This is a genomic window from Slackia exigua ATCC 700122 (assembly GCF_000162875.1).
Taxonomy (GTDB): domain Bacteria; phylum Actinomycetota; class Coriobacteriia; order Coriobacteriales; family Eggerthellaceae; genus Slackia; species Slackia exigua.
Window position 1 is genome coordinate 948,425 of the sequence record NZ_GG700630.1, and the last position, 18,636, is coordinate 967,060.

The 18,636-nt window shown below is 63.7% G+C and carries 14 protein-coding genes; 5 read left to right on the plus strand and 9 right to left on the minus strand.

Going from position 1 to position 18,636, the window contains the following annotated elements; translation table 11 throughout:
• Positions 1-2 precede the first annotated feature (2 nt).
• Positions 3-1,004 carry a ketol-acid reductoisomerase gene (gene ilvC / locus HMPREF0762_RS04155; protein ID WP_040619008.1) on the plus strand — a complete coding sequence of 334 codons (1,002 nt, stop codon included), beginning with the start codon at positions 3-5 and terminating at the stop codon, positions 1,002-1,004.
• A gap of 265 nt (positions 1,005-1,269) precedes the next feature.
• Here the strand turns inward: ilvC and HMPREF0762_RS04165 are convergent, their stop codons facing one another.
• The 4 genes from HMPREF0762_RS04165 to HMPREF0762_RS04180 all read right to left on the minus strand — a co-directional run bounded on the left by HMPREF0762_RS04165 (position 1,270) and on the right by HMPREF0762_RS04180 (position 6,421).
• On the minus strand, positions 1,270-4,017 hold the full coding sequence (locus tag HMPREF0762_RS04165; protein ID WP_006362212.1) for an ABC transporter permease: 2,748 nt from the start codon (positions 4,015-4,017) through the stop codon (positions 1,270-1,272).
• A 10-nt stretch (positions 4,018-4,027) separates the two neighbouring features.
• On the minus strand, positions 4,028-4,729 hold the full coding sequence (locus HMPREF0762_RS04170) for an ABC transporter ATP-binding protein (RefSeq protein WP_040619254.1): 702 nt from the start codon (positions 4,727-4,729) through the stop codon (positions 4,028-4,030).
• Positions 4,730-4,893: 164 nt separating this feature from the next.
• Entirely contained in the window at positions 4,894-5,790 is an 897-nt protein-coding gene (locus HMPREF0762_RS04175) for a DUF2797 domain-containing protein (RefSeq protein WP_006362214.1), read from the minus strand.
• A gap of 115 nt (positions 5,791-5,905) precedes the next feature.
• Positions 5,906-6,421, minus strand: a complete 516-nt coding sequence (locus HMPREF0762_RS04180) for a ferritin (RefSeq protein WP_006362215.1) — start codon at positions 6,419-6,421, stop codon at positions 5,906-5,908.
• Between the two features lie 171 nt (positions 6,422-6,592).
• On the opposite strand from HMPREF0762_RS04180, the gene HMPREF0762_RS04185 reads away from it, so the two are divergent.
• Positions 6,593-7,051 (plus strand): nitrous oxide-stimulated promoter family protein, encoded by a 459-nt coding sequence (locus tag HMPREF0762_RS04185; protein WP_006362216.1) that lies wholly within the window; start codon positions 6,593-6,595, stop codon positions 7,049-7,051.
• Positions 7,052-7,202: 151 nt separating this feature from the next.
• Here the strand turns inward: HMPREF0762_RS04185 and trpB are convergent, their stop codons facing one another.
• Complete coding sequence (gene trpB, locus HMPREF0762_RS04190) at positions 7,203-8,417, minus strand: tryptophan synthase subunit beta (RefSeq protein WP_006362217.1); 1,215 nt, start codon at positions 8,415-8,417, stop codon at positions 7,203-7,205.
• Positions 8,418-8,892: 475 nt separating this feature from the next.
• Between trpB and HMPREF0762_RS04195 the strand changes: the two genes are divergently transcribed.
• Entirely contained in the window at positions 8,893-10,077 is a 1,185-nt protein-coding gene (locus tag HMPREF0762_RS04195) for a pyridoxal phosphate-dependent aminotransferase (RefSeq protein ID WP_006362219.1), read from the plus strand.
• A gap of 81 nt (positions 10,078-10,158) precedes the next feature.
• On the opposite strand, the gene HMPREF0762_RS04200 is transcribed toward HMPREF0762_RS04195, so the two are convergent.
• The 4 genes from HMPREF0762_RS04200 to argS all read right to left on the minus strand — a co-directional run bounded on the left by HMPREF0762_RS04200 (position 10,159) and on the right by argS (position 16,035).
• On the minus strand, positions 10,159-10,833 hold the full coding sequence (locus tag HMPREF0762_RS04200; protein WP_006362220.1) for an MOSC domain-containing protein: 675 nt from the start codon (positions 10,831-10,833) through the stop codon (positions 10,159-10,161).
• 193 nt (positions 10,834-11,026) lie between these two features.
• Positions 11,027-13,462, minus strand: a complete 2,436-nt coding sequence (locus tag HMPREF0762_RS04205; RefSeq protein WP_006362221.1) for an ABC transporter permease — start codon at positions 13,460-13,462, stop codon at positions 11,027-11,029.
• Between the two features lie 10 nt (positions 13,463-13,472).
• Positions 13,473-14,183 carry an ABC transporter ATP-binding protein gene (locus HMPREF0762_RS04210; RefSeq protein WP_006362222.1) on the minus strand — a complete coding sequence of 237 codons (711 nt, stop codon included), beginning with the start codon at positions 14,181-14,183 and terminating at the stop codon, positions 13,473-13,475.
• A 130-nt stretch (positions 14,184-14,313) separates the two neighbouring features.
• Entirely contained in the window at positions 14,314-16,035 is a 1,722-nt protein-coding gene (gene argS / locus HMPREF0762_RS04215) for an arginine--tRNA ligase (RefSeq protein ID WP_040619012.1), read from the minus strand.
• Between the two features lie 212 nt (positions 16,036-16,247).
• On the opposite strand from argS, the gene HMPREF0762_RS04220 reads away from it, so the two are divergent.
• Both HMPREF0762_RS04220 and HMPREF0762_RS04225 read left to right on the plus strand, forming a co-directional pair.
• Positions 16,248-17,210 carry a class I SAM-dependent methyltransferase gene (locus tag HMPREF0762_RS04220; protein ID WP_115314279.1) on the plus strand — a complete coding sequence of 321 codons (963 nt, stop codon included), beginning with the start codon at positions 16,248-16,250 and terminating at the stop codon, positions 17,208-17,210.
• An 82-nt stretch (positions 17,211-17,292) separates the two neighbouring features.
• Entirely contained in the window at positions 17,293-18,561 is a 1,269-nt protein-coding gene (locus HMPREF0762_RS04225) for a molybdopterin molybdotransferase MoeA (RefSeq protein WP_174222052.1), read from the plus strand.
• The last annotated feature ends 75 nt before the right edge of the window (positions 18,562-18,636 follow it).

The following is an 18,636-nucleotide window of genomic DNA, read 5'->3' on the forward strand; positions in this document are numbered from 1 at the left end:
AAATGGCTGTCACCATCTTGTACGAACAGGACGTCGATCCCAAAGTCATACAGGGCCTCAAGGTCGGCATCATCGGCTACGGCTCCCAGGGCCATGCCCATGCGCTGAACCTCATGGATTCCGGCGTCGACGTGCGCGTCGGCCTGCGCGAAGGATCCTCTTCCTGGAAGACCGCCGAAGAGGCCGGCCTGAAGGTCACCGACATGGACACCGCGGCCGAAGAAGCCGACGTCATCATGGTCCTCGTCCCCGACGAGATCCAGCCGAAGGTCTACCAGGAGCACATCGCCGCGCACCTGAAGGCAGGCAACACGCTCGCCTTCGCCCATGGCTTCAACATCCACTACGGCTACATCGTGCCGCCCGAGGACGTCAACGTCATCATGTGCGCTCCCAAGGGCCCGGGGCACATCGTCCGCCGTCAGTTCACCGAAGGTTCCGGCGTGCCCGACCTGGCCTGCGTCCAGCAGGATGCCACCGGCAACGCCTGGGATATCGTCCTGTCCTACTGCTGGGGCGTCGGCGGGGCCCGTTCCGGCATCATCAAGGCGACCTTCGCCGAGGAGACCGAGGAAGACCTCTTCGGCGAGCAGGCCGTGCTCTGCGGAGGCCTGGTGGAGCTGGTCAAGGCCGGCTTCGAGACCCTGACCGAGGCAGGGTATCCGCCCGAGCTGGCATACTTCGAGTGCTATCACGAGATGAAGATGATCGTCGACCTCATGTACGAGAGCGGCATCCACTTCATGAACTACTCGATCTCCAACACCGCCGAATACGGCGAGTACTACGCCGGCCCGAAGGTCATCAACGAGCAGTCCCGCGAGGCCATGAAGGAGATCCTGAAGCGCATTCAGGACGGCTCCTTCGCCCAGGAATTCGTCGACGACTGCAACAACGGCCATAAGCGCCTGCTCGAGCAGCGCGAAGCGATCAATACGCACCCCATCGAGACCACCGGCGCCCAGATCCGCAGCATGTTCTCCTGGATCAAGAAGGAAGACTAGCCTCTCGGCATCCATGCGTGCGCATGCCCGGCTCCAGCCGGTGCATCGCCGACCCCGAACGGCCCGCCTCGCGCGGGCCGTTTTCGTACGTAAGGACCTCGGATGCCGGTACGACTCGGCGAAGAAGGAGAACCCGCGCGCCGGCGCAGCTCGGCGCGCAAAAGGGACGAACGCCCGGCGTCGATGCGGCATGCGCATGCCATGCGTCCGACGGCGGCGGTGGATACGGGAGCGGGACGCGATCGAAACGATGCCGCGCTCCACGTCACTCGACGCTCTTGAGGCTTTCGACCATGTCGATCCCATCGAGCTTGCGTTTCATGAAGGCGCTCACGATGCCGGCGAACGCCATCGTGAGCACGAAGGCGAGCACGAAGCTTGCAGCATGGATGTCGCGCCCGAACATGACCGCATCCACCTCGGCCGTCGCGACGACGAACCCTTCGAGCCAGATGCCCAGCGCAAGGCCTACGGCCGACCCGATCGCGGCGATGATGAGCGTTTCGCGATAGATATAGGCGTTGACCTCGTGCGGCGTGAACCCGAGCACCTTGAGCGTCGCCACCTCGCGCATGCGCTCTTCGATGTTGATATTCGTCAGGTTGTAGATCACGACGAACGCCAGGAGCGCCGCCGCCACGATGAGCACGACGACCACGGCGTTCACCGATTGGAGCGCCGTCTCGTAGTATTCGATCGTGTCGTCGATCGAACCGACGGTGTTCACGCCGTCGATGGCTTGGATGGCTGCGCTTGCCTCCCTGAGCGCCTCGCCCGACGCATCGGCCTCCTGCGCGTAGATCGTCGTGAACGCAGGATCCTTGCCGAATACCTCCCGGTAATACGCAGGGCTCATGTACGCCGGCAGCCACACGTATCCCTCGGATGCGCCGCCTACCGTGACGTCGAAGCCGTCGCCCACGGCGTTGCCGGTCTCGTCCTCTTCGAAGAGCCGGACCGTATCCCCTGCGCGCACGCCCAGGATGGACGCGAGCTTCTCGCCGAGTATGGCCGAGCCATCCCCCAAAGGCAGAGGACGGGCGCCCACGCGCTCGCGCAGCGTCAGGTATTCCAATTCGAATTCGTCCACGTCCTGCGGAACGACGAGGGAGACGCGATGGTCGGCGCCGTCTGAGGTCTTCGCGATCAGGGTTTCCGTGTGCGCAGCGGTATGCGACGTGAAGACGTCGGCGTCGTCGAGCAGCGCCTCGAGCCGCTCCGACGATTCGTCCGAGATATCCTCGTCCACCGTGATGGTCGTCTGGTAGTGCGAGATGGGGCCGAATTCCTTCGCGATGATGTCGTTGATCGAATCGTGCAGGCCGAAGCCCGTGAGCAGCAGCGCCGTGCATCCCGCGATGCCCGCGCATGCCATGAGGAAGCGTCGCTTGTACCTGAAGATATTGCGCGCCGTCACCTTCCAGAGAAACGACATCCGCCGCCACAAAGGCGGGATGCGCTCGATCAGGATGCGCTTGCCGGCCCGAGGCGCGCGCGGCAGCATAAGCGCGGCCGGAGTCTCGACAAGCGTCGAGCGGACGACGAGCCCCGTGGCCGCAAGCGTGATGCCGACGCAGAGCACGCCCGATAGAAGCGCGATGCCGGGATCGATCGGGGTCGGCATGACCGGCATGTCGTAGACGACCGCGTACGCCTTCATGATGAACCACGGGAGGAAGCGTCCGAGCGCCGCGATGCCGACGGCGCTGCCCACGCCTGCCGCAAGCACGGCATAGACCAGGTATTTCGACGCTATCGCGCTCTGAGCGTATCCGAGCGCCTTGAGCGTGCCGACGTATCCGCGCTCGTCTTCGACCATGCGCGTCATGGTGGTGAGAGACACCAGCGCAGCCACCAGGAAGAACATCAGAGGGAAGACCTGCGCGATATGATCGACGCGGTCGGCATCGGATGTGAAGCTTGCGGCACCCGTGTTCTTCGAGCGGTCGAGCACGTAGACATCGGGCGCGGCCATCGCGTCCAGATCCGCCTGGGACCGATCGATCGCCTCGCGCGCCTCGGCAAGCTCCCGCTCGCCTTCCGCCCGCCGATCCTCGAGGCCGGCGGCTCCCTCATCGCGGTTCTCCAGCATGAAGGCGAGGGTGTTCGCCAAACTCTTGGACCGGTATTCCTCGTCTTCGAGCGTATCGCGCGCCGCATCGATATCGGCCTGCGCCTTCGCGCGAAAGCGCTCCAGGCGCGCCTCGGCGATGCCGCCCGCATCCTCTTCGATGCGGTGCGCGACCTCATCGACCGTCCGGTCGTACGTATCGGAACAGGCGTCGAGATCGCGCGCGCCTTCGACGGAAACGCGCACGTCGGCATAGGGAAGCCCTTCGACGAAGGCTCCGTCGGGAACGTAGAGGTATTCATCGACCAGGCCGCGCCCGAGCGACGACGAGCCGAACGCGCCCGTATACACATAGGTTGGCGAGCGCACGAACCCGGTCACGGTGTATTCCGTCTCCGAGAACACGTCGTCGACGTCCTTGGCGGCGCCGGTCACGCGTATCGTGTCGCCGATGCGCGGCTCGGAATCGAGCGTCGCGCTTTCCGCCAGCACGCATTCGTTCGGCGACGCAGGCCATGAGCCCTCGACGAGGATAGGACGGTCGAGATAGGACGCATCGTCCGACAGCGCCCGGGCCCCGCCCGTCGTGTCCGACGCTTCGGCCGCATCGACATCGAGGCCCGTCACACGTGCGACGTAGGGGCGTTCGTCCACATCGATCACCGCATCGGCCTCATGCACGGGCATGACCGCCTCCACGCCCTCGATATCGGCGATCCGATCCACGGCTTCGTCGTCCCAGCCGATCGAGCTCACGACGCGCAGATCGTGCATGTTCGTCGCATCGAAATAGATATCCACGGCCTGCTTCATGTCAGGCGCGGTCATGCGGAGCCCGGCATAGAAGCCCGCACCGAGCGCGGCGATCACGGCGATGGCGACGAACCTGCCCGCGCCATGCGAGATCGATCGAATGAATTCCGTGAGAAACGCGCGGGACATGGCGTTGCCGCTACCATTCGATGGTGCTGGCGGGCTGCGGATGCTCGTTCGTCTCGACGGCGGCCGCATGCCCTCCCCTGACGTGAATGACGCGATCCGCGACGCCTGCAAAGGCGGTATTGTGCGTGACCAGGACCACCGTGCAGCCCATACGCTCGCATGCGTTCTGCAGGAGCTCGAGGATCGCCTTGCCGGTCTTGTAGTCGAGCGCGCCGGTCGGCTCATCGCAGAGCAGAAGCTTCGGACGCTTCGCCAGGGCGCGCGCGATGGCCACGCGCTGCTGCTCGCCTCCGGACAGCTGCGACGGGAAATTGTCCATGCGGGCGGTAAGCCCCACGAGTGCAAGAGCCTCGTCGGCCGGCAGCGGATCCTTGCAGATCTGGCTTGCGAGCTCGACGTTCTCGAGCGCCGTCAGATTCTGCACGAGGTTGTAGAACTGGAAGACGAAGCCTATGTCGAAGCGGCGGTAGGCGGTGAGCGCGCTCTCGTCGAAGGCGCTTACGAGGCGCCCGTCGAGCAGGATATCGCCCGACGTAGGAGAATCCATGCCGCCGAGCATGTTGAGCAGCGTCGTCTTCCCCGATCCGCTCGGCCCGACGACGACCGCAAGCTCGCCGGCCTCGATCGAAAACGACATGCCGTCGAGCGCGGCCACGTCGACCTCGCCCATCCGATAGACCTTTGTGACGTCGTGGAACTCGACGAATGCCATGGCGCGCTCCGATTCTTGAAGAGGGACCGCCATTATACCGTGCGCCGCGCTTCCATCCCGTCCGCCGGGGCGGAAGGACGGCTTGGCAAGGAACTGCGAATCACGGGCCCGCACAACCGCCGTGCGCGCTCCGAAGCCCTGCATGCGGCCGGCTTACGCGCCGCTTACCAGAGCCCCATCTGCTGCGGCTCGTATTCGACGAGCATTTCCCCCACGGTGATCTCGGTCTCGAAGGATTCCCACGACTTCACCGGCGCGACGAACGCGCTGCCGTTCTGCTCGAAGACGATGGCGCCGCCGACCAGACCGATGCAGCGGCCGCCGATGACGTCGTCGGGTTCGCCGTCGGGCACCTGCACGAGCGCCGGGCATGCCACGCCCTCGCCGAAATAGTAGGGTGTCAGGTCAAGGTAGCCGCCTTCAGGCTCGATGCCCAGAAGCGCACAGCGCCGCTTGAGCGATTCGATGGCCTCATGCGGATTGAAATACTCGGATAGAAGCTTCACCTTGGCGGACAGGCGCATCGACTCGAACGTGTCGGCACGGGCGCAGAGGTCGGCTTCCAGGCTGCGCGCATCGTCGGCGTTCTCGAAGCGCTTGAGAATCGCGCAGACGCGTGCGCCCTGCTCGAGCAAACGGTCGATGCCGCGCGTCTCGGACGAGATGCCGACCTTCAGATGCTGGGGCGAGAAGTAGGCCATATACACGAAATGCGGCGTCTTGTTATAGGCGCGCTGCTGCGGCGATATGGTGCTTGCATTGTAGAACGCCGGGTCGAACCCGGTGAGCTCCTGGCAATGCGGGCACATGTTCATGTCCTTCTGATCGGGGTTAAGCAGCAGCTCGGCGGACAGCTCGCAGGCGGCGGACCTATACGAGATCAAGTCGAACGACCCGGTGCAGTACCGGTGCGGCAGACGGCGCAGCGAAAACGTGCGGCCGAGGATGGGCATGCGGTGCTGGGTCTTTCCGAATACGTCGTTGAATTCCAGATACGGCCCGCGCGCGTCGAAGCCGAGGTTGGACAGAATCAGCGTGCGGTCGGCTGCGATACGCGGCATTCCGCCTCCTTCGTGCGAAAATCATGTGCAGAAACATGCGGGGGCGACGCCTGAGCGCAGGCATCACCCCCCCCTCTTCGAAACGAATCCGGAGCCCGCGGCTCCGACCGTGCGGTTACGCGACGACCAGCGGCGCCGGCGTCGCATAGGTGCGCGACGCGTATTCCTGGTCGAGATCGTAGAGCGCCTTGGCATCGCCGCCGAAGAGCTTCATGCGGGTGATCATGTCGTCGGCATTCGCCTCCTCTTCGAGCTGCTCGTCGACGAACCACTTGAGGAAGTTGATCGTACGGTAATCCTTGACGTCTTCGGCGGCGGCATAGATGCCGTTGATGAGCGCGGTGACATACTTCTCATGCGTGAGCGCGGCGGTAAGCGGCGCGAGATAATCTTCGAAGGCGCATTCGGGCTCGGCAATGGCGGTCAGCGTGATCTTCTCGCCGTTGTCGTGCATGTAGTTGCGGAAGATAAGAGCATGGTCGCGCTCTTCCTTCGCTTGGATCATGTAGTAGTTGGCGTAGCCCTTAAGACCGGCCTCCTCGTAATAATCGGCAAACGAAAGGTACAGGTAAGCGCTGTAGAATTCTGCGTTTATCTGCTCGTTTATCAGCTTTGCGACCTTCGCGTCCATGATGCGTCCTTCCCCGGCCCCCACGGCCGACGCTCGAAGCCTTTCATCGCTCGGATTATATCGCGCACGCACGAAGGCGACGGTTTTCCGAGGTGAAAGACACGCGACCGATACATCGGATTCTCCATGGATACCTCGTGGACGAACCCGAAGCTCAGGTATGCTTGACCGATGAAGAAAACGCGTGACAAAGCCGCGGCTTCGGCAGGCGCGGCCGACCTCCTCTACGAACGCTTCGAAGGCCGCATCCGCGCGCGCTTCGCCGATCCCGACGTTGCACGCGACGTGGTCACGCTCGGCGGCATGACCGAAATCTACTGCGCCGACCATCATCCTGAAAGCATGCGCGTGCCGTACCGAGGCCTTTCGACGGACATGGGGCTCTATCCTGCACGCAGGATTCCTCGGCTCTGCCCCGCATGCGCGGCCCACCTACGCTATGGCGAGGCGCGACGTGCGCTCTGCACGAGAGAGCCCCGGCCTTCATGCAAGACCTGCGCCGTCCACTGCTACACGCCCGAAGAGCGCGCCTGGCAGCAAGAGTCGATGGCCTACGCGGGACCGCGCGCCATCTTTCGCGGCCAGGCACGAAACGCGATTCGCCACCTTCTTCAGACGCGCCTTTCGTAAGGACCTTGCGCGATGCCCGGTGCGCACGCACCGTTCGGCGCATGCTCCATGCACGCCCCGCGCGCGTCCCGCCGCATGCGGTGCACGCGCGCGGTATCCATGCACATCGGCGTTCGAAACGCCTTGGATGGGAGGCCTCGCGTGCGACGCGCTAGTCGTGGATACGCTCCCCCCGGTACCGGGCGATGGCCGCCACGTCCTTGTCTCCGCGGCCGGAAACCGTCACGATGACGATCTGATCCTTCCTCATCGTCGGCACAAGCGTGCGCGCGTAGGCGATCGCATGCGAGCTTTCGATCGCCGGAATGATGCCCTCGGTGCGCGACAGATACTCGAACGCATCGACCGCCTCGTCGTCGGTGACGGGCACATAGCGCGCTCGTCCCGCATCGTGCAACGCCGCATGCTCGGGGCCGACGCCCGGATAGTCGAGTCCGGCCGATATCGAGTAGACCGGCGCGATGCCTCCCTGATCGTCCTGGCAGAAATAGGTTCTCATGCCATGATAGACGGCAGGAGCGCCCGCCGTGAGCGTGGCTGCCGTATCGGGCGTATCCGCTCCGTGGCCCGCCCCCTCGCACCCGATAAGCTCCACACCCTCGTCCTCGATGAAGTGGTAGAACGAGCCGATCGCGTTCGATCCACCGCCGATGCAGGCGATGACCGCATCGGGAAGGCGGCCTTCGCGCAAGAGGATCTGCTCCCTGCTCTCGGCGGAGATCACGGCCTGGAAATCCCTTACCATCTCAGGGAACGGGTGAGGCCCCACGCACGAGCCGACGACGTAGTGAGTGTCGTCAAGGCAGGAAGCCCATGCGGCGAAGGCCTCGGAAACCGCATCCTGCAGCGTCCCCGTACCGCTTGTCACGCCGCAAACCTCGGCACCGAGCAGGCGCATGCGGTACACGTTGAGCGCCTGGCGATCCATGTCCTTGACGCCCATATAGACGGTGCATGCGAGACCGAGCAGCGCGGCGCAGGTCGCCGTCGCCACGCCATGCTGGCCGGCGCCGGTCTCGGCGATGACACGCGTCTTGCCCATGCGCTTGGCGAGCAGGCACTGGCCGAGCGCGTTGTTGATTTTGTGCGCACCGGTATGGTTCAGATCCTCGCGCTTGAGATAGACCTTCGCCCCGCCCAGATCCTCGGTCATGCGCCGAGCATAGAAAAGACGCGAGGGACGCCCCGCGTACTCATCGAGCAGCGCCGAGAGCTCCGCACGGAATGTCGGGTCGTTTTTTGCCCGACCGTATGCTTCTTCAAGCTCGCGCAGCGCATCCATCAGCGTCTCAGGGACGTACTGTCCGCCGTATGCGCCGAAGAATCCCCGTTCGTCGATCGCCGCGTTCGTCATCGCACCCATCATGGTCGTTCCTCCTTGTCCCCGTCTGGAAAACCCAAACGGCTCGTCTTCGTCAAGGAACGAAAAAGCCCGTCCTTGACTGCCGTATGCGTCAAGGACGGGCTCGAAGACCCGCGGTGCCACCTTGATTCACGACCCGACCGGGCCGTGCCCTTTGCGGAATGCCGTCACATCCCCGGCAACTGACGTATGCCTTCACGTCGCAGCCTACTCGATCGCTCTTTCGGTGCGCCCTCCGCGGCCCATTCGATGAACAGCATCTCGACCCGGATCCCACCGCCCCGGATTCTCTTCGCGCGCTTGGACATCTACTTTCCGCGTCACAGGTTTCGGTATTTCATTGGCGAGCATGATGCATCCGGCGTATGCGAAATGCAAGCGGTTTTTCTCCATCCATCCGAAATTTCCGCGGGGCGGCGCCGCGACGCATTAGACTTGACGTTCATACGCAGCGAAACGCGCGATAAGGCGGTGATCCATGTACAACCAGCGGATGCATGCGCTCGGAAACGAGCCGAGCGCCATTCGAGAGCTTTTCGCCTACGGCCTTGCCCGCAAAGCCGAGATCGGATCCGACAAGGTATTCGACTTCAGCTTGGGCAACCCGTCGATCCCCGCGCCGGCCGCCGTGGGCAGAGCCATCGCCGACATCGCGGAGCTGCCCCCTCAGGACGTGCACGGGTACACGCCCGCCCAGGGGCTGCCCGCTGCGCGCGATGCGATCGCCCGCGTGCTCAACCGTCGCCATGCGACCTCCTACGGCCCCGACGATCTGTATCTCACCTGCGGAGCCGCGGCTTCGCTCAGCATCTGCATCGCCGCGCTTGCGAACCCGGGCGACGAATTCATCGTGATATCCCCGTACTTCCCCGAATACCGCGTATGGATCGAGCACGCGGGATGCTCCTGCATCGAGGTGCCGGCGCGTGCGGACGACTTCCAGCTCGACGTGCCCGCCATCGCGGGCGCGATCACCGGGCGCACGGCGGGCGTCATCGTCAATTCGCCCAACAACCCGGTCGGGTCGGTCTACCCGAAAGGCGACCTTGAGGCTCTGGCCGATGAACTGCGCATGGCCCAGAAACGCACAGGACGGGACGTCTACCTGCTTGCCGACGAGCCGTACCGCGAAATCGTCTACGACGGGCTCGAAGTCCCCTGGGTGCCGAGCATCTATGAGAACACGCTGGTCTGCTATTCGTATTCCAAATCGCTCAGCTTGCCGGGCGAGCGCATCGGCTACATCCTGGTGCCGCCGGCCGTCGCCTGCGCGCGCGACGTCTATGCCGCCATTGCAGGCGCCGGACGCGCGCTCGGATTCGTCTGCGCCCCGGCGCTGCTCCAGCGCGTGATCGAGCGCTGCGCCGACGAGCCGAGCGACGTCGAGGCGTACCGGAAGAATCGCAATGCCCTCTATGCGGGACTGACCGCCCTCGGCTACGAATGCGTCGAACCCCAAGGCGCCTTCTACCTATGGGTGCGCGCGCTCGAGGACGACGCCGAAGCCTTCGCGCTGCGGGCCCGCGCGCACGAGCTGCTCATCGTGCCGTCCGACAGCTTCGGGGCGAAGGGCTGGGTGCGCATCGGCTACTGCGTCGCGCCCGAGGTCATCGCAGGTTCCATGTCCGCCTTCGCGGAGCTCATGGCGGAGTATCGGGGCTAGAGGCCGTCTGCAGCGCGCCCGTCTGACGTGCCTTGCCGCCTCGACATCCCTTGATATCGGATGCGCGGCCGGAACTTTCGCCTACAACGTGCCCGCTTGACGCGCTTCCTCGACCTCGGCGAGCGCCTCATCAGGCGAGAACGCACACGTGCCGTCCCCTGTCTTCACGATGTCGATCGCATCCCCGGCCTTCACCGTGCCGCCGCGCAGCACCATGCCGAAGATACCTTCGCGCGGGAAGATGCAATCGCCGGCCATGTAGTAGATGGCGCAGCGCGTGTGACACACCTTGCCGATCTGACTGATTTCCACCAGGACCTCGTCGCCGATGGCAAGCTGTGTGCCTATGGGAAGGTCCATGCAGTTCAAGTTGTCCGTGGTGAAATTCTCGGCGAAGTCGCCGATGGTCACATCGAGACCCGCAGCCTGGGCGCGCTCGATGGATTCATGCGCGAGAAACGATACCTGGCGATGCCAGTCGCCCGCATGTGCGTCACCCGCGACGCCGAACTGCTCACGCACTTCGACCTGCGCATTCGAATCGAGCGGCGTTTTGCGTTGCCCTTTGCGCTTCGATATGTTGATGGAGCGCACGCGCGCCTGCGCTCCTTGCGCCGCCGCAACAGCTTCGGCACGCTCGAACGGCATGCCCCCGAATATCCGCTGCGCATCGCGGGTAACGGCCTCGTCGAGCGCGTCGTCCGTCTTCGTGTCAACGGCGCCGTCGGACACGACGACGCATTCATTATTCGCCACGATTTCCCCCTTTGATATCGCGCCCCACGCGGTTAGAGCGCGCTTCGATGCGGCATCGGGCCGCGCACCGTCCGAACCGCGCTTCGATGCGGCGCCGAATCGCGCGACCGCCGCGCATTCCGGCGCATTGCCGCCCGCATTCCCGGCGCATTACCGCCGCCCAATGCTAGCATAACGAAGGCGCGGTGAATCGTTACTCCTGCACCTTCATTGCAAGCGAGAGCGGCACGCGACGGATGCGGCGTACATGCAGGAATGCCACCACCGTATAGACCGCGATTCCGAGCGCTATCTCCCCGAGGAAGCTCGAAAGCGGAACGTACGCCTGCATATAGCCTCCGTACGATGACATGGCCACGCTCAGAATGCCTCCGAGCGACGCGATGATCAGCGGCAACGCTAAGATTATCGAGACGACCACGGTGACCGAAATGGAGCGCACGTAGAGACGGTCGATTTCCCGGTCTTCGTACCCGAACACCTTCATGTACGAGATGGCCCGCGCGCTTCGGTCGATCACGGTCTTGGTCAGCAGATACATCAAAACGAGATAGATGGGAACGGCGACGAAGCCGATCACGCGCGCGATCGAACCCATCGAATTCTGCATCTGGTCGGCTATGGCGTCCATGGATTCAGGCGTGACCTCGGTCGCAAGATACCGCGGGTTCAAATCGAGCGCCGCATCGGATGCGTAGGCATTGAAGTAGTCGGCATCCTCCCCGAACAGCTCGTTGCACGCATCGATAGACATATACATCGACGTATCGGTAATCGAATCGTTCACCTCGTCGACATGGAGCGTATGGGTCTTGCCGCTGTACTTGTCCGTGAAATCATGGTCCTCCCCGGCAGCGACGCCGCATTTGCGCGCCAATCCGCCGCCTACGACCACGCGGCCATCCGACACATCCACGCCGGTCCAATACCTCGAATGCTCGGGAATACCGTAGACCGAGACGTCTTCATTGGAATCAGAGAAGTTCCTCGGCGTTTGAAGAGACTCGATCGTCACCTTCTCGGCCTGAGCTACGGCATCCGAATCGTTTTCGCGCGTACTCACGGCATGCGCATCCCGGTCGACTGTCTGGGCTTGAAGCATCATAGAGAGCAGCCGCTCAGGCGCGATGCTCGTCAGGTCTTTGGTAGTGGCTAGGGTCTCGGCCGCCTCGTACGCTTCGCGCTGCGAAGCCGTTCCATCGAGTTCGAGCGGAGCTTTCAGGCCGTAGATATGATTCGCGGGAATGTCCGCCGCGCGCGATTCGGCGTAATGCGTCATCGTCGGTATCAGACAGAACGCAAAGACCAGGAGCAGGCTTCCGAAGCATATGCCGAAGAACAGCGTCAGGAAATGCGACCAGTTGCGCACGAAGACGCGCAGACGGAATCGGGTGACGAATCCCAGCGCATCAGGCAGGCGCAGACCTCCTCCATGAGCCGCATGCCCAAGCTCGTGGCGAAGGAACTGCAGAGGCGTGAGGCGAAGGCGCGCGAGCAGGCCGATAATCGTAATGCCCACAAGCACCGCGAAGGGAACGACGGTCGTCATGACGAACACGCGCGTGCTCCACGATGCTACGTAGGGCGGAAGATTGTAGCTGTTGTAGTACAGGCCCTTCATCGGATCGGAGAGCAGAACGCGTCCGATCAGGTTGCCCATCGCGCAGCCGAGCAGGCCCACCGCAACGGGAAGCACGAGGTAGTGGCGGAGAATCTCGCGTTTGCGATACCCGCTCGCCAGCAGCGTGCCGATAATCGCGCTCTCCGATTCGATCGTCGCGTTCGTGAGCACCACGAAGACGAACCCCATGATCACGATAAGCATGACCAGCAAGACCTGCCACATGACCTGGTCGCCTTTGACGTCGTCGGCCGCGTAGGTGATACCCTGGTTCGCATCCTTGTCCACAAGGTCCGTCACGACGGCCCCATGGTCGGCGAGGGTCTCTGCGACATCCTCCTCGAAGTTCACGCGGTCGGGAAGCGACATGTCGCGGTCGTCGAGCACGAACGAATAGGTGAAGATGGAGCCTCCGGCGGCCAAATCGTCATATGCTTCAGGCGTGACCTGGGCGTACGCAAGCGTAAGCTCGTTGAATACCAGGTCGCTGTTGTTCATGAACGACGCGACGTCGTCGGGCAGCGTCATGATGCCCGAGATTACGAGGCTCTTTCCCGCCACCTTCACCTCGTCTCCGACGGACAGGCCGTTGTTGGCACAGAACGCCCGGTCAAGCGCAATTTCGTCGCTCGACGCAGGAGCCTCGCCTTCGGCATAGACGGCAAGGTTCACATCGGTTCGATTCTTGATCAGACGCACGGTCAGCTCGTCGTCGGAAGTCGGAACGAAAAGCGGAAGGTCGCACGAGAAATTCGGATACACGGTGCAGCCGAGCTCCTCTACCGCGGCAAGCGTCGCGTCGTCGGCCTCGAAGTTCGTGGTGATGCGTCCGTCCTCCACATGGTATTTCTCGGGCATCTCCTCGGCGATCCTCTGGATGCTCGATGCGGCGACAAGGAATCCCGAGGTCATCGCGATGGCGATGCCCATGAGCAGGAAGATGCCGAGGTATTTTCCCAGATTGTTCCGCAGTTCGCGCGGAAGGCGCTTATTCAGGGGCGATCGCATGCGGCCCCTCCTACCAGACGAGATCGGATGCGGGGATCGGCATATCGTTGATCTCGTTTTCAACCAGCTCGCCATCGCGCAGGCGCAGGATCCGATGCGCCATGCGCTTGATGGCATCGTTATGCGTGACGATGACGATCGTGCATCCGTACTCACGATTCACCTGTTCGAAGAGGGCGAGGATCTCTTTGGAGGTCTTATAGTCGAGCGCGCCGGTCGGCTCGTCGCAGAGCAGCAGGCCGGGCGCCTTGACGAGCGCGCGCCCGATGGCGCAGCGCTGCTGCTGGCCGCCCGAAATCTGGTTCGGGAACTTATGCCGATGCTCCCACAACCCGAGCGACTTCAGCAAATCGCCCATCGGGAGAGGATGGTCGCTCAGGAACTGGCAGACCTCGATGTTCTCCTGCACCGTCAAATCGGGCACGAGATTGTAGAACTGGAAGACGAAGCCAAGCTCTCGTCTGCGGTATTCCACGAGATCGCGATCCGAAAGATCCGTAAGTTCGGTCCCGCCCACGCGAATCGATCCGCCGTCGGCCGGCTCGAGCCCGCCGATCAGATTCAGAAACGTCGATTTGCCCGAACCCGAAGGCCCGAGCAGCACGCAGGTCTCGCCCTGCATGACGTCGGCAGTGATGCCTTTCAAGACCTGAGTCAGCGTATCGCCTGACCCGTAATGTTTCCGGAGTCCTTTGACGGACAGATACGGCTGCGCGGCCATCGGCGCCTTCTTTCCGAAAAGGGCGCTTCATGGAAATAGAACGCGCCCGGGATGCATGCATATGTTCGCAAGGAACTTTAGCACACATCCCGAGCGCGTTAGTCTCAGGTAACGGTGGCGCTCGAACAGCCTACATGCGCTGCGGAGCGGAGATGCCCATGATGCCGAGCGCAATCTCGAGCACGATGCGCGTCGCGTCGGCCAGCGCGAGGCGCGCCTGCTTGAGCGATTCGTCCTCGGCCTTGAGCACCGGGCAGTTCGTATAGAACTGATGGAACATGCCGGCGAGCTCCTGAGCGTAATGCGTCAGGCGGAACGGGGCGCGATCGCGGGCGGCCAGCGCCACCAGGTCGCCGAATTCGCTCATCTTGCGCATGAGCGCGAGCTCGGATTCTTCGGTGAGCAGCGACAGATCGACGTCGGCCGGAATGCATTCGGAGGCGACGGCGGACATGTCCAGGTTGTCTTCGCCCGAATGGCCGGCGGCGTTGCGCAGGAGCGAGCAGATGCGCGCATGCGCGTACTGCACGTAGTAGACCGGGTTGGACGCGTCTTGCTTCTTGGCCTCTTCGATGTCGAAGTCGATCGGCTGGTCGGTCGAGCGCTCGAGCATCTTCCAACGCGTGGCGTCGACGCCCACCTCTTCGATGAGCTCTTCGAAGGTGATCATCTCGCCCGTGCGCTTGGACATGCGGACCGGCTTGCCGCCGCGGAACAGGTTGACGAGCTGGCCCAGAGGAACCTCGAGGGCCCCCGGATAGCCCATGGCGGCCAGAACGGCGGCGACGCGGGGGATGTAGCCGTGATGGTCGGCGCCCCAGATATCGATGAGCTTGTCGTAGCCGCGAAGCTTCTTGATGTAGTGGTATCCCACATCGGATGCGAAATAGGTGTATTCGCCGTCGCTCTTGATGACGACGCGGTCCTTCTCGTCGCCGTATTTGGAGGAGCGGAACCACACCGCGCCGTCCTTGTCGTAGACATCGCCGTTCTCGCGCAGCTTGGACAGGCAGTAGTCGACCGGCGACATGCCGTCCCATTTCTCATTCGGCACGTAGAGCTCGCGCTCGGACTGCCAGTACTGGAACACGGTGCCGAATTCGTCGCAGACCTTGCGGATGTTCTCGAGAAGGGCGGCATAGCCGAACTCGCGGAACTCGACCATGCGCTCGTGCTCGTCGGCATTCACCCAGCGATCGCCGTCGCGCTCGATGAGCGCGCGGGCGATGTCGTTGACGTAGCCGCCGTTGTAGCCGCCCTCGGGGACCTCGGTCTCATGCCCGAGCTGCGTCAGGTAGCGTGCGACGATGGACTGGCCGAACTTGTCCATCTGAACGCCATGGTCGTTGATGTAGAACTCTTCATCGACCTCGTAGCCGGCATGCTGCATGAGCTTGGCCATGGCGGAGCCGAGCGCGGCCCAGCGGCCGTGGCCCACGTGCATGGGGCCCGTCGGGTTGGACGAGATGTATTCGATCAGCACCTTGCGCATGCCTTCGGGAATCTCGCCCTTGCCGTAGTCGGCGCCTTGGGCGCGCACGTCGGCGATGACGTTCTGGAGCGCCCCGTCCTTCAGATAGAAGTTGATGAAGCCGGGCCCCGCGATCTCGACCTGCTCGACGAAATCGGCCTCGGGCAGCGCATCGACGATCGTCTGGGCGATCTCGCGCGGGTTCTTATGGGCGGCTTTGGCGCAGCGCAGCGCGACAGGCGTGGACCAATCGCCGTGCCCGACATCGCGAGGGCGTTCGAGGAGGATCTCAGGAACCTCTTCGAGCTGGATGGCGCCCGAGGCAATGGATGCACTCAGGGCAGACTGGACGAGCTTACCCAAATCCTCACGTGGTTGCATGGTCGATCCCTTTCGCAGATAGGTGGAAGGAGAGGCACCGCCGAGGTTGCGGAATGCGGCATCCTTCCTCGTAAACCGTTGCATTGTAGCATACGGAATTCGCCTATCCGCAGCTCCAAGCCCCTTACACAAAGTACGCCCCACGCACGCCCGCACAGGCTATTATGGGTTGAGGATAATTCATGCGCCACGCGGCGCAGGAAGGGGGACGCATGATCGACTTCGGCGAGGAATGGCGCCGCGGGCAGAAGCTGCGAAACGCCACGGACAGCGCCGACGCATGGTCGGCCCGCGCGAAGCGCTTCGACAACACCGACGAGAAGAGCGCCTATGCGGATGCCTTCCTCGAACGTGCGTGCATCGACCCCGGGGCGGCGGTGCTCGACATGGGCTGCGGCACCGGCGCCGTGTCGCTGCCGCTCGCAAGGCTCGGCCATCGGGTATGCGCGGCCGACTTCAGCGAAGGCATGCTGGAGGTGCTGAACGCGAAGGCTGCATCCATCGATGCTCCTCTTCGTCCCCGGACCATGCGCATGGCATGGGAAGACGACTGGGACGATTTCGGCATGGGCGAAGATGCCGTGGATGTCGCCGTGGCGTCGCGATCGCTCAGCACGCCCGATCTGGAAGCCGCGCTGCGCAAGCTCGACCGCGTCGCCCGCACCCGCTGCTGCATCACCGTCGCCACAGGCGCGTCGCCCAAGCTCGATGAGAAACTGCTCGCGGAAATCGGCGTGAGGCCCCGAAGCATGCACACGCATGCATTCGCCGTCGGAATACTTTCCGCGGCCGGGCGCGAACCCGTCCTGTCCTACATCCATTCGCAGCGCCGCGACACCTTCGCCACGCGCGACGAGGCGTTCGCGAAGTTCTCGGGCATGATCGACGGCAGCGGGGCCTGTTTCGCCGAAGGCGAGCGCGAAGCCGCCGAACGCAGGCTCGACGCTTGGATCGAACGGCACCTGGTCGCCAACGAGACCGCGGGATGCCCCGATAGCAAGGGCATGCCCCAGAAAGCCTTCCGCCTTGACGCGCCACGCGATGTGGCATGGGCATTCATCTCATGGAGCACGCACGGCCCCTGGCTTCTCGACGCGCATCGGGAACGAGAGGCCTTGCGCTCGACGGAAAGGCCGGCAGCCAAAGCGGCCGCACAGGATCGCCTCGGCGATTGAAATCCGCATATGCGGTCGTCGCGCCATCGAGTCGCAGGCGGCGATCGCGCGCAGCATACGATTCGCACAAGGAAGGAACCCCATGGCACGAAACATACCCTCGATGATCTCCCTCGAAGACGCGCGCGCCCTCGCCTGCGCACATGCGCGCAGGCTCGACTCCGAGCAGGTCGATCTGCTCGATGCCGTCGGACGCGTCGCAGCCGAGCGGATCGCAAGCGATATCGACGTCAGCCCATTCGCGCATGCCGCGATGGACGGCTTCGCCATGCGCCGGGAAGACGTGGCCTCGGCATGCGCCGAAGCGCCCGTCGAGCTCGACGTGATCGCCGACGTGCCGGCCGGCGCCACCTACGAAGGCCCCATCGCGCACGGCCAGTGCGTGCGCATCATGACCGGCGCAGCGCTTCCCCGGGATGCGGATGCCGTGGTCAAGTATGAAATCGTGGAAACCGTCGAAGGCGACGGCAAGGCAGGCAGCCGCGTGCGCTTCACGCACGTCCCCAAGCTGCGTGACAATATCCGCGAGGCCGGCGAAGAAGCGCGGGCGGGCGAGGCGATCATCGAGGCCGGCGAAGTCATCTCCGCGGCGGGCGTCGGCTTCCTCGCCGGATGCGGGGCGCTTCGGATCGCCGTGCACCGCCGTCCGCGCGTCGCGATCGTCCCTATCGGCAGCGAACTCGTGGAACCGCCCACCATCCCCGGTCCGGGCCGCATCCGCAACTCCAACGGCTACGCCATAGCCGCCTGCGTGCGCGAGACCGGCGGCATCGCCGACATGCAGCCCATCATGCCCGACGACTTCGATGCACTCGCCGATGCCATCGAGGCGTTGTCCGCCACGCATGACTTCGTGATCACGACCGGCGGGGCCTCGAACGGCGACTACGACTTCATCAAGCCCGCCGTCGAAAAGCTTGGCGACCTCCTCATGACCACCGTGAACATGCGTCCGGGAAAGGCCCAGACCTTCGGCCTGGTGAACGGCACGCCGGTATTCGGCCTGCCCGGCAATCCGGCCGCGGCGTACATGGGCTTCCAGCTCATCATCCGTCCGGCACTGCGCACGATGCAGGGATACGCCGCGCTCGAGCATCCGCACGTGTTCGCCGCCATCGCATCCGATCGTAAGAAGAAGGATCCGCGTCGCATCTTCCTGCGCGCGACCCTCACGCGCACGCCCGACGGCGCGCGTGTCGTGACGCCCGCGAAGAACCAGAGCTCCGGGCTTTTCGGCGTCATTCAGAAATCAAACTGCGTCGCCGTCATGCCCGAAGGAACGGATCCCATCCATGCCGGCGACCTGGTTGAATGCATCCTGCTCGATGTCCCCGAGGAGGTCGCGCTGTAACATATCCGTACCGGCGGCCCCGCAGCGCAGGATTCCGCGCGATCGACCGAGACGCGATTCCGCGACGCGGAGCTC

What these genes read in the sequence shown, in the direction of transcription:
- trpB (WP_006362217.1), bottom strand. Translation starts at nt 8,417, where the DNA reads ATGATGGGTGCGATGACGAACGCGGCGATCGACGAACGGGGATTCTTC.
- HMPREF0762_RS04175 (WP_006362214.1), bottom strand. Translation starts at nt 5,790, where the DNA reads ATGCCGCGTATCGCAGCCGACCGCACGCTGATTCTGTCCAACCTCGGC.
- HMPREF0762_RS04225 (WP_174222052.1), top strand. Translation starts at nt 17,293, where the DNA reads ATGGCACGAAACATACCCTCGATGATCTCCCTCGAAGACGCGCGCGCC.
- HMPREF0762_RS04195 (WP_006362219.1), top strand. Translation starts at nt 8,893, where the DNA reads ATGTACAACCAGCGGATGCATGCGCTCGGAAACGAGCCGAGCGCCATT.
- HMPREF0762_RS04170 (WP_040619254.1), bottom strand. Translation starts at nt 4,729, where the DNA reads ATGGCATTCGTCGAGTTCCACGACGTCACAAAGGTCTATCGGATGGGC.
- HMPREF0762_RS04185 (WP_006362216.1), top strand. Translation starts at nt 6,593, where the DNA reads ATGAAGAAAACGCGTGACAAAGCCGCGGCTTCGGCAGGCGCGGCCGAC.
- HMPREF0762_RS04180 (WP_006362215.1), bottom strand. Translation starts at nt 6,421, where the DNA reads ATGGACGCGAAGGTCGCAAAGCTGATAAACGAGCAGATAAACGCAGAA.
- argS (WP_040619012.1), bottom strand. Translation starts at nt 16,035, where the DNA reads ATGCAACCACGTGAGGATTTGGGTAAGCTCGTCCAGTCTGCCCTGAGT.
- HMPREF0762_RS04165 (WP_006362212.1), bottom strand. Translation starts at nt 4,017, where the DNA reads ATGTCCCGCGCGTTTCTCACGGAATTCATTCGATCGATCTCGCATGGC.
- ilvC (WP_040619008.1), top strand. Translation starts at nt 3, where the DNA reads ATGGCTGTCACCATCTTGTACGAACAGGACGTCGATCCCAAAGTCATA.
- HMPREF0762_RS04210 (WP_006362222.1), bottom strand. Translation starts at nt 14,183, where the DNA reads ATGGCCGCGCAGCCGTATCTGTCCGTCAAAGGACTCCGGAAACATTAC.
- HMPREF0762_RS04220 (WP_115314279.1), top strand. Translation starts at nt 16,248, where the DNA reads ATGATCGACTTCGGCGAGGAATGGCGCCGCGGGCAGAAGCTGCGAAAC.
- HMPREF0762_RS04205 (WP_006362221.1), bottom strand. Translation starts at nt 13,462, where the DNA reads ATGCGATCGCCCCTGAATAAGCGCCTTCCGCGCGAACTGCGGAACAAT.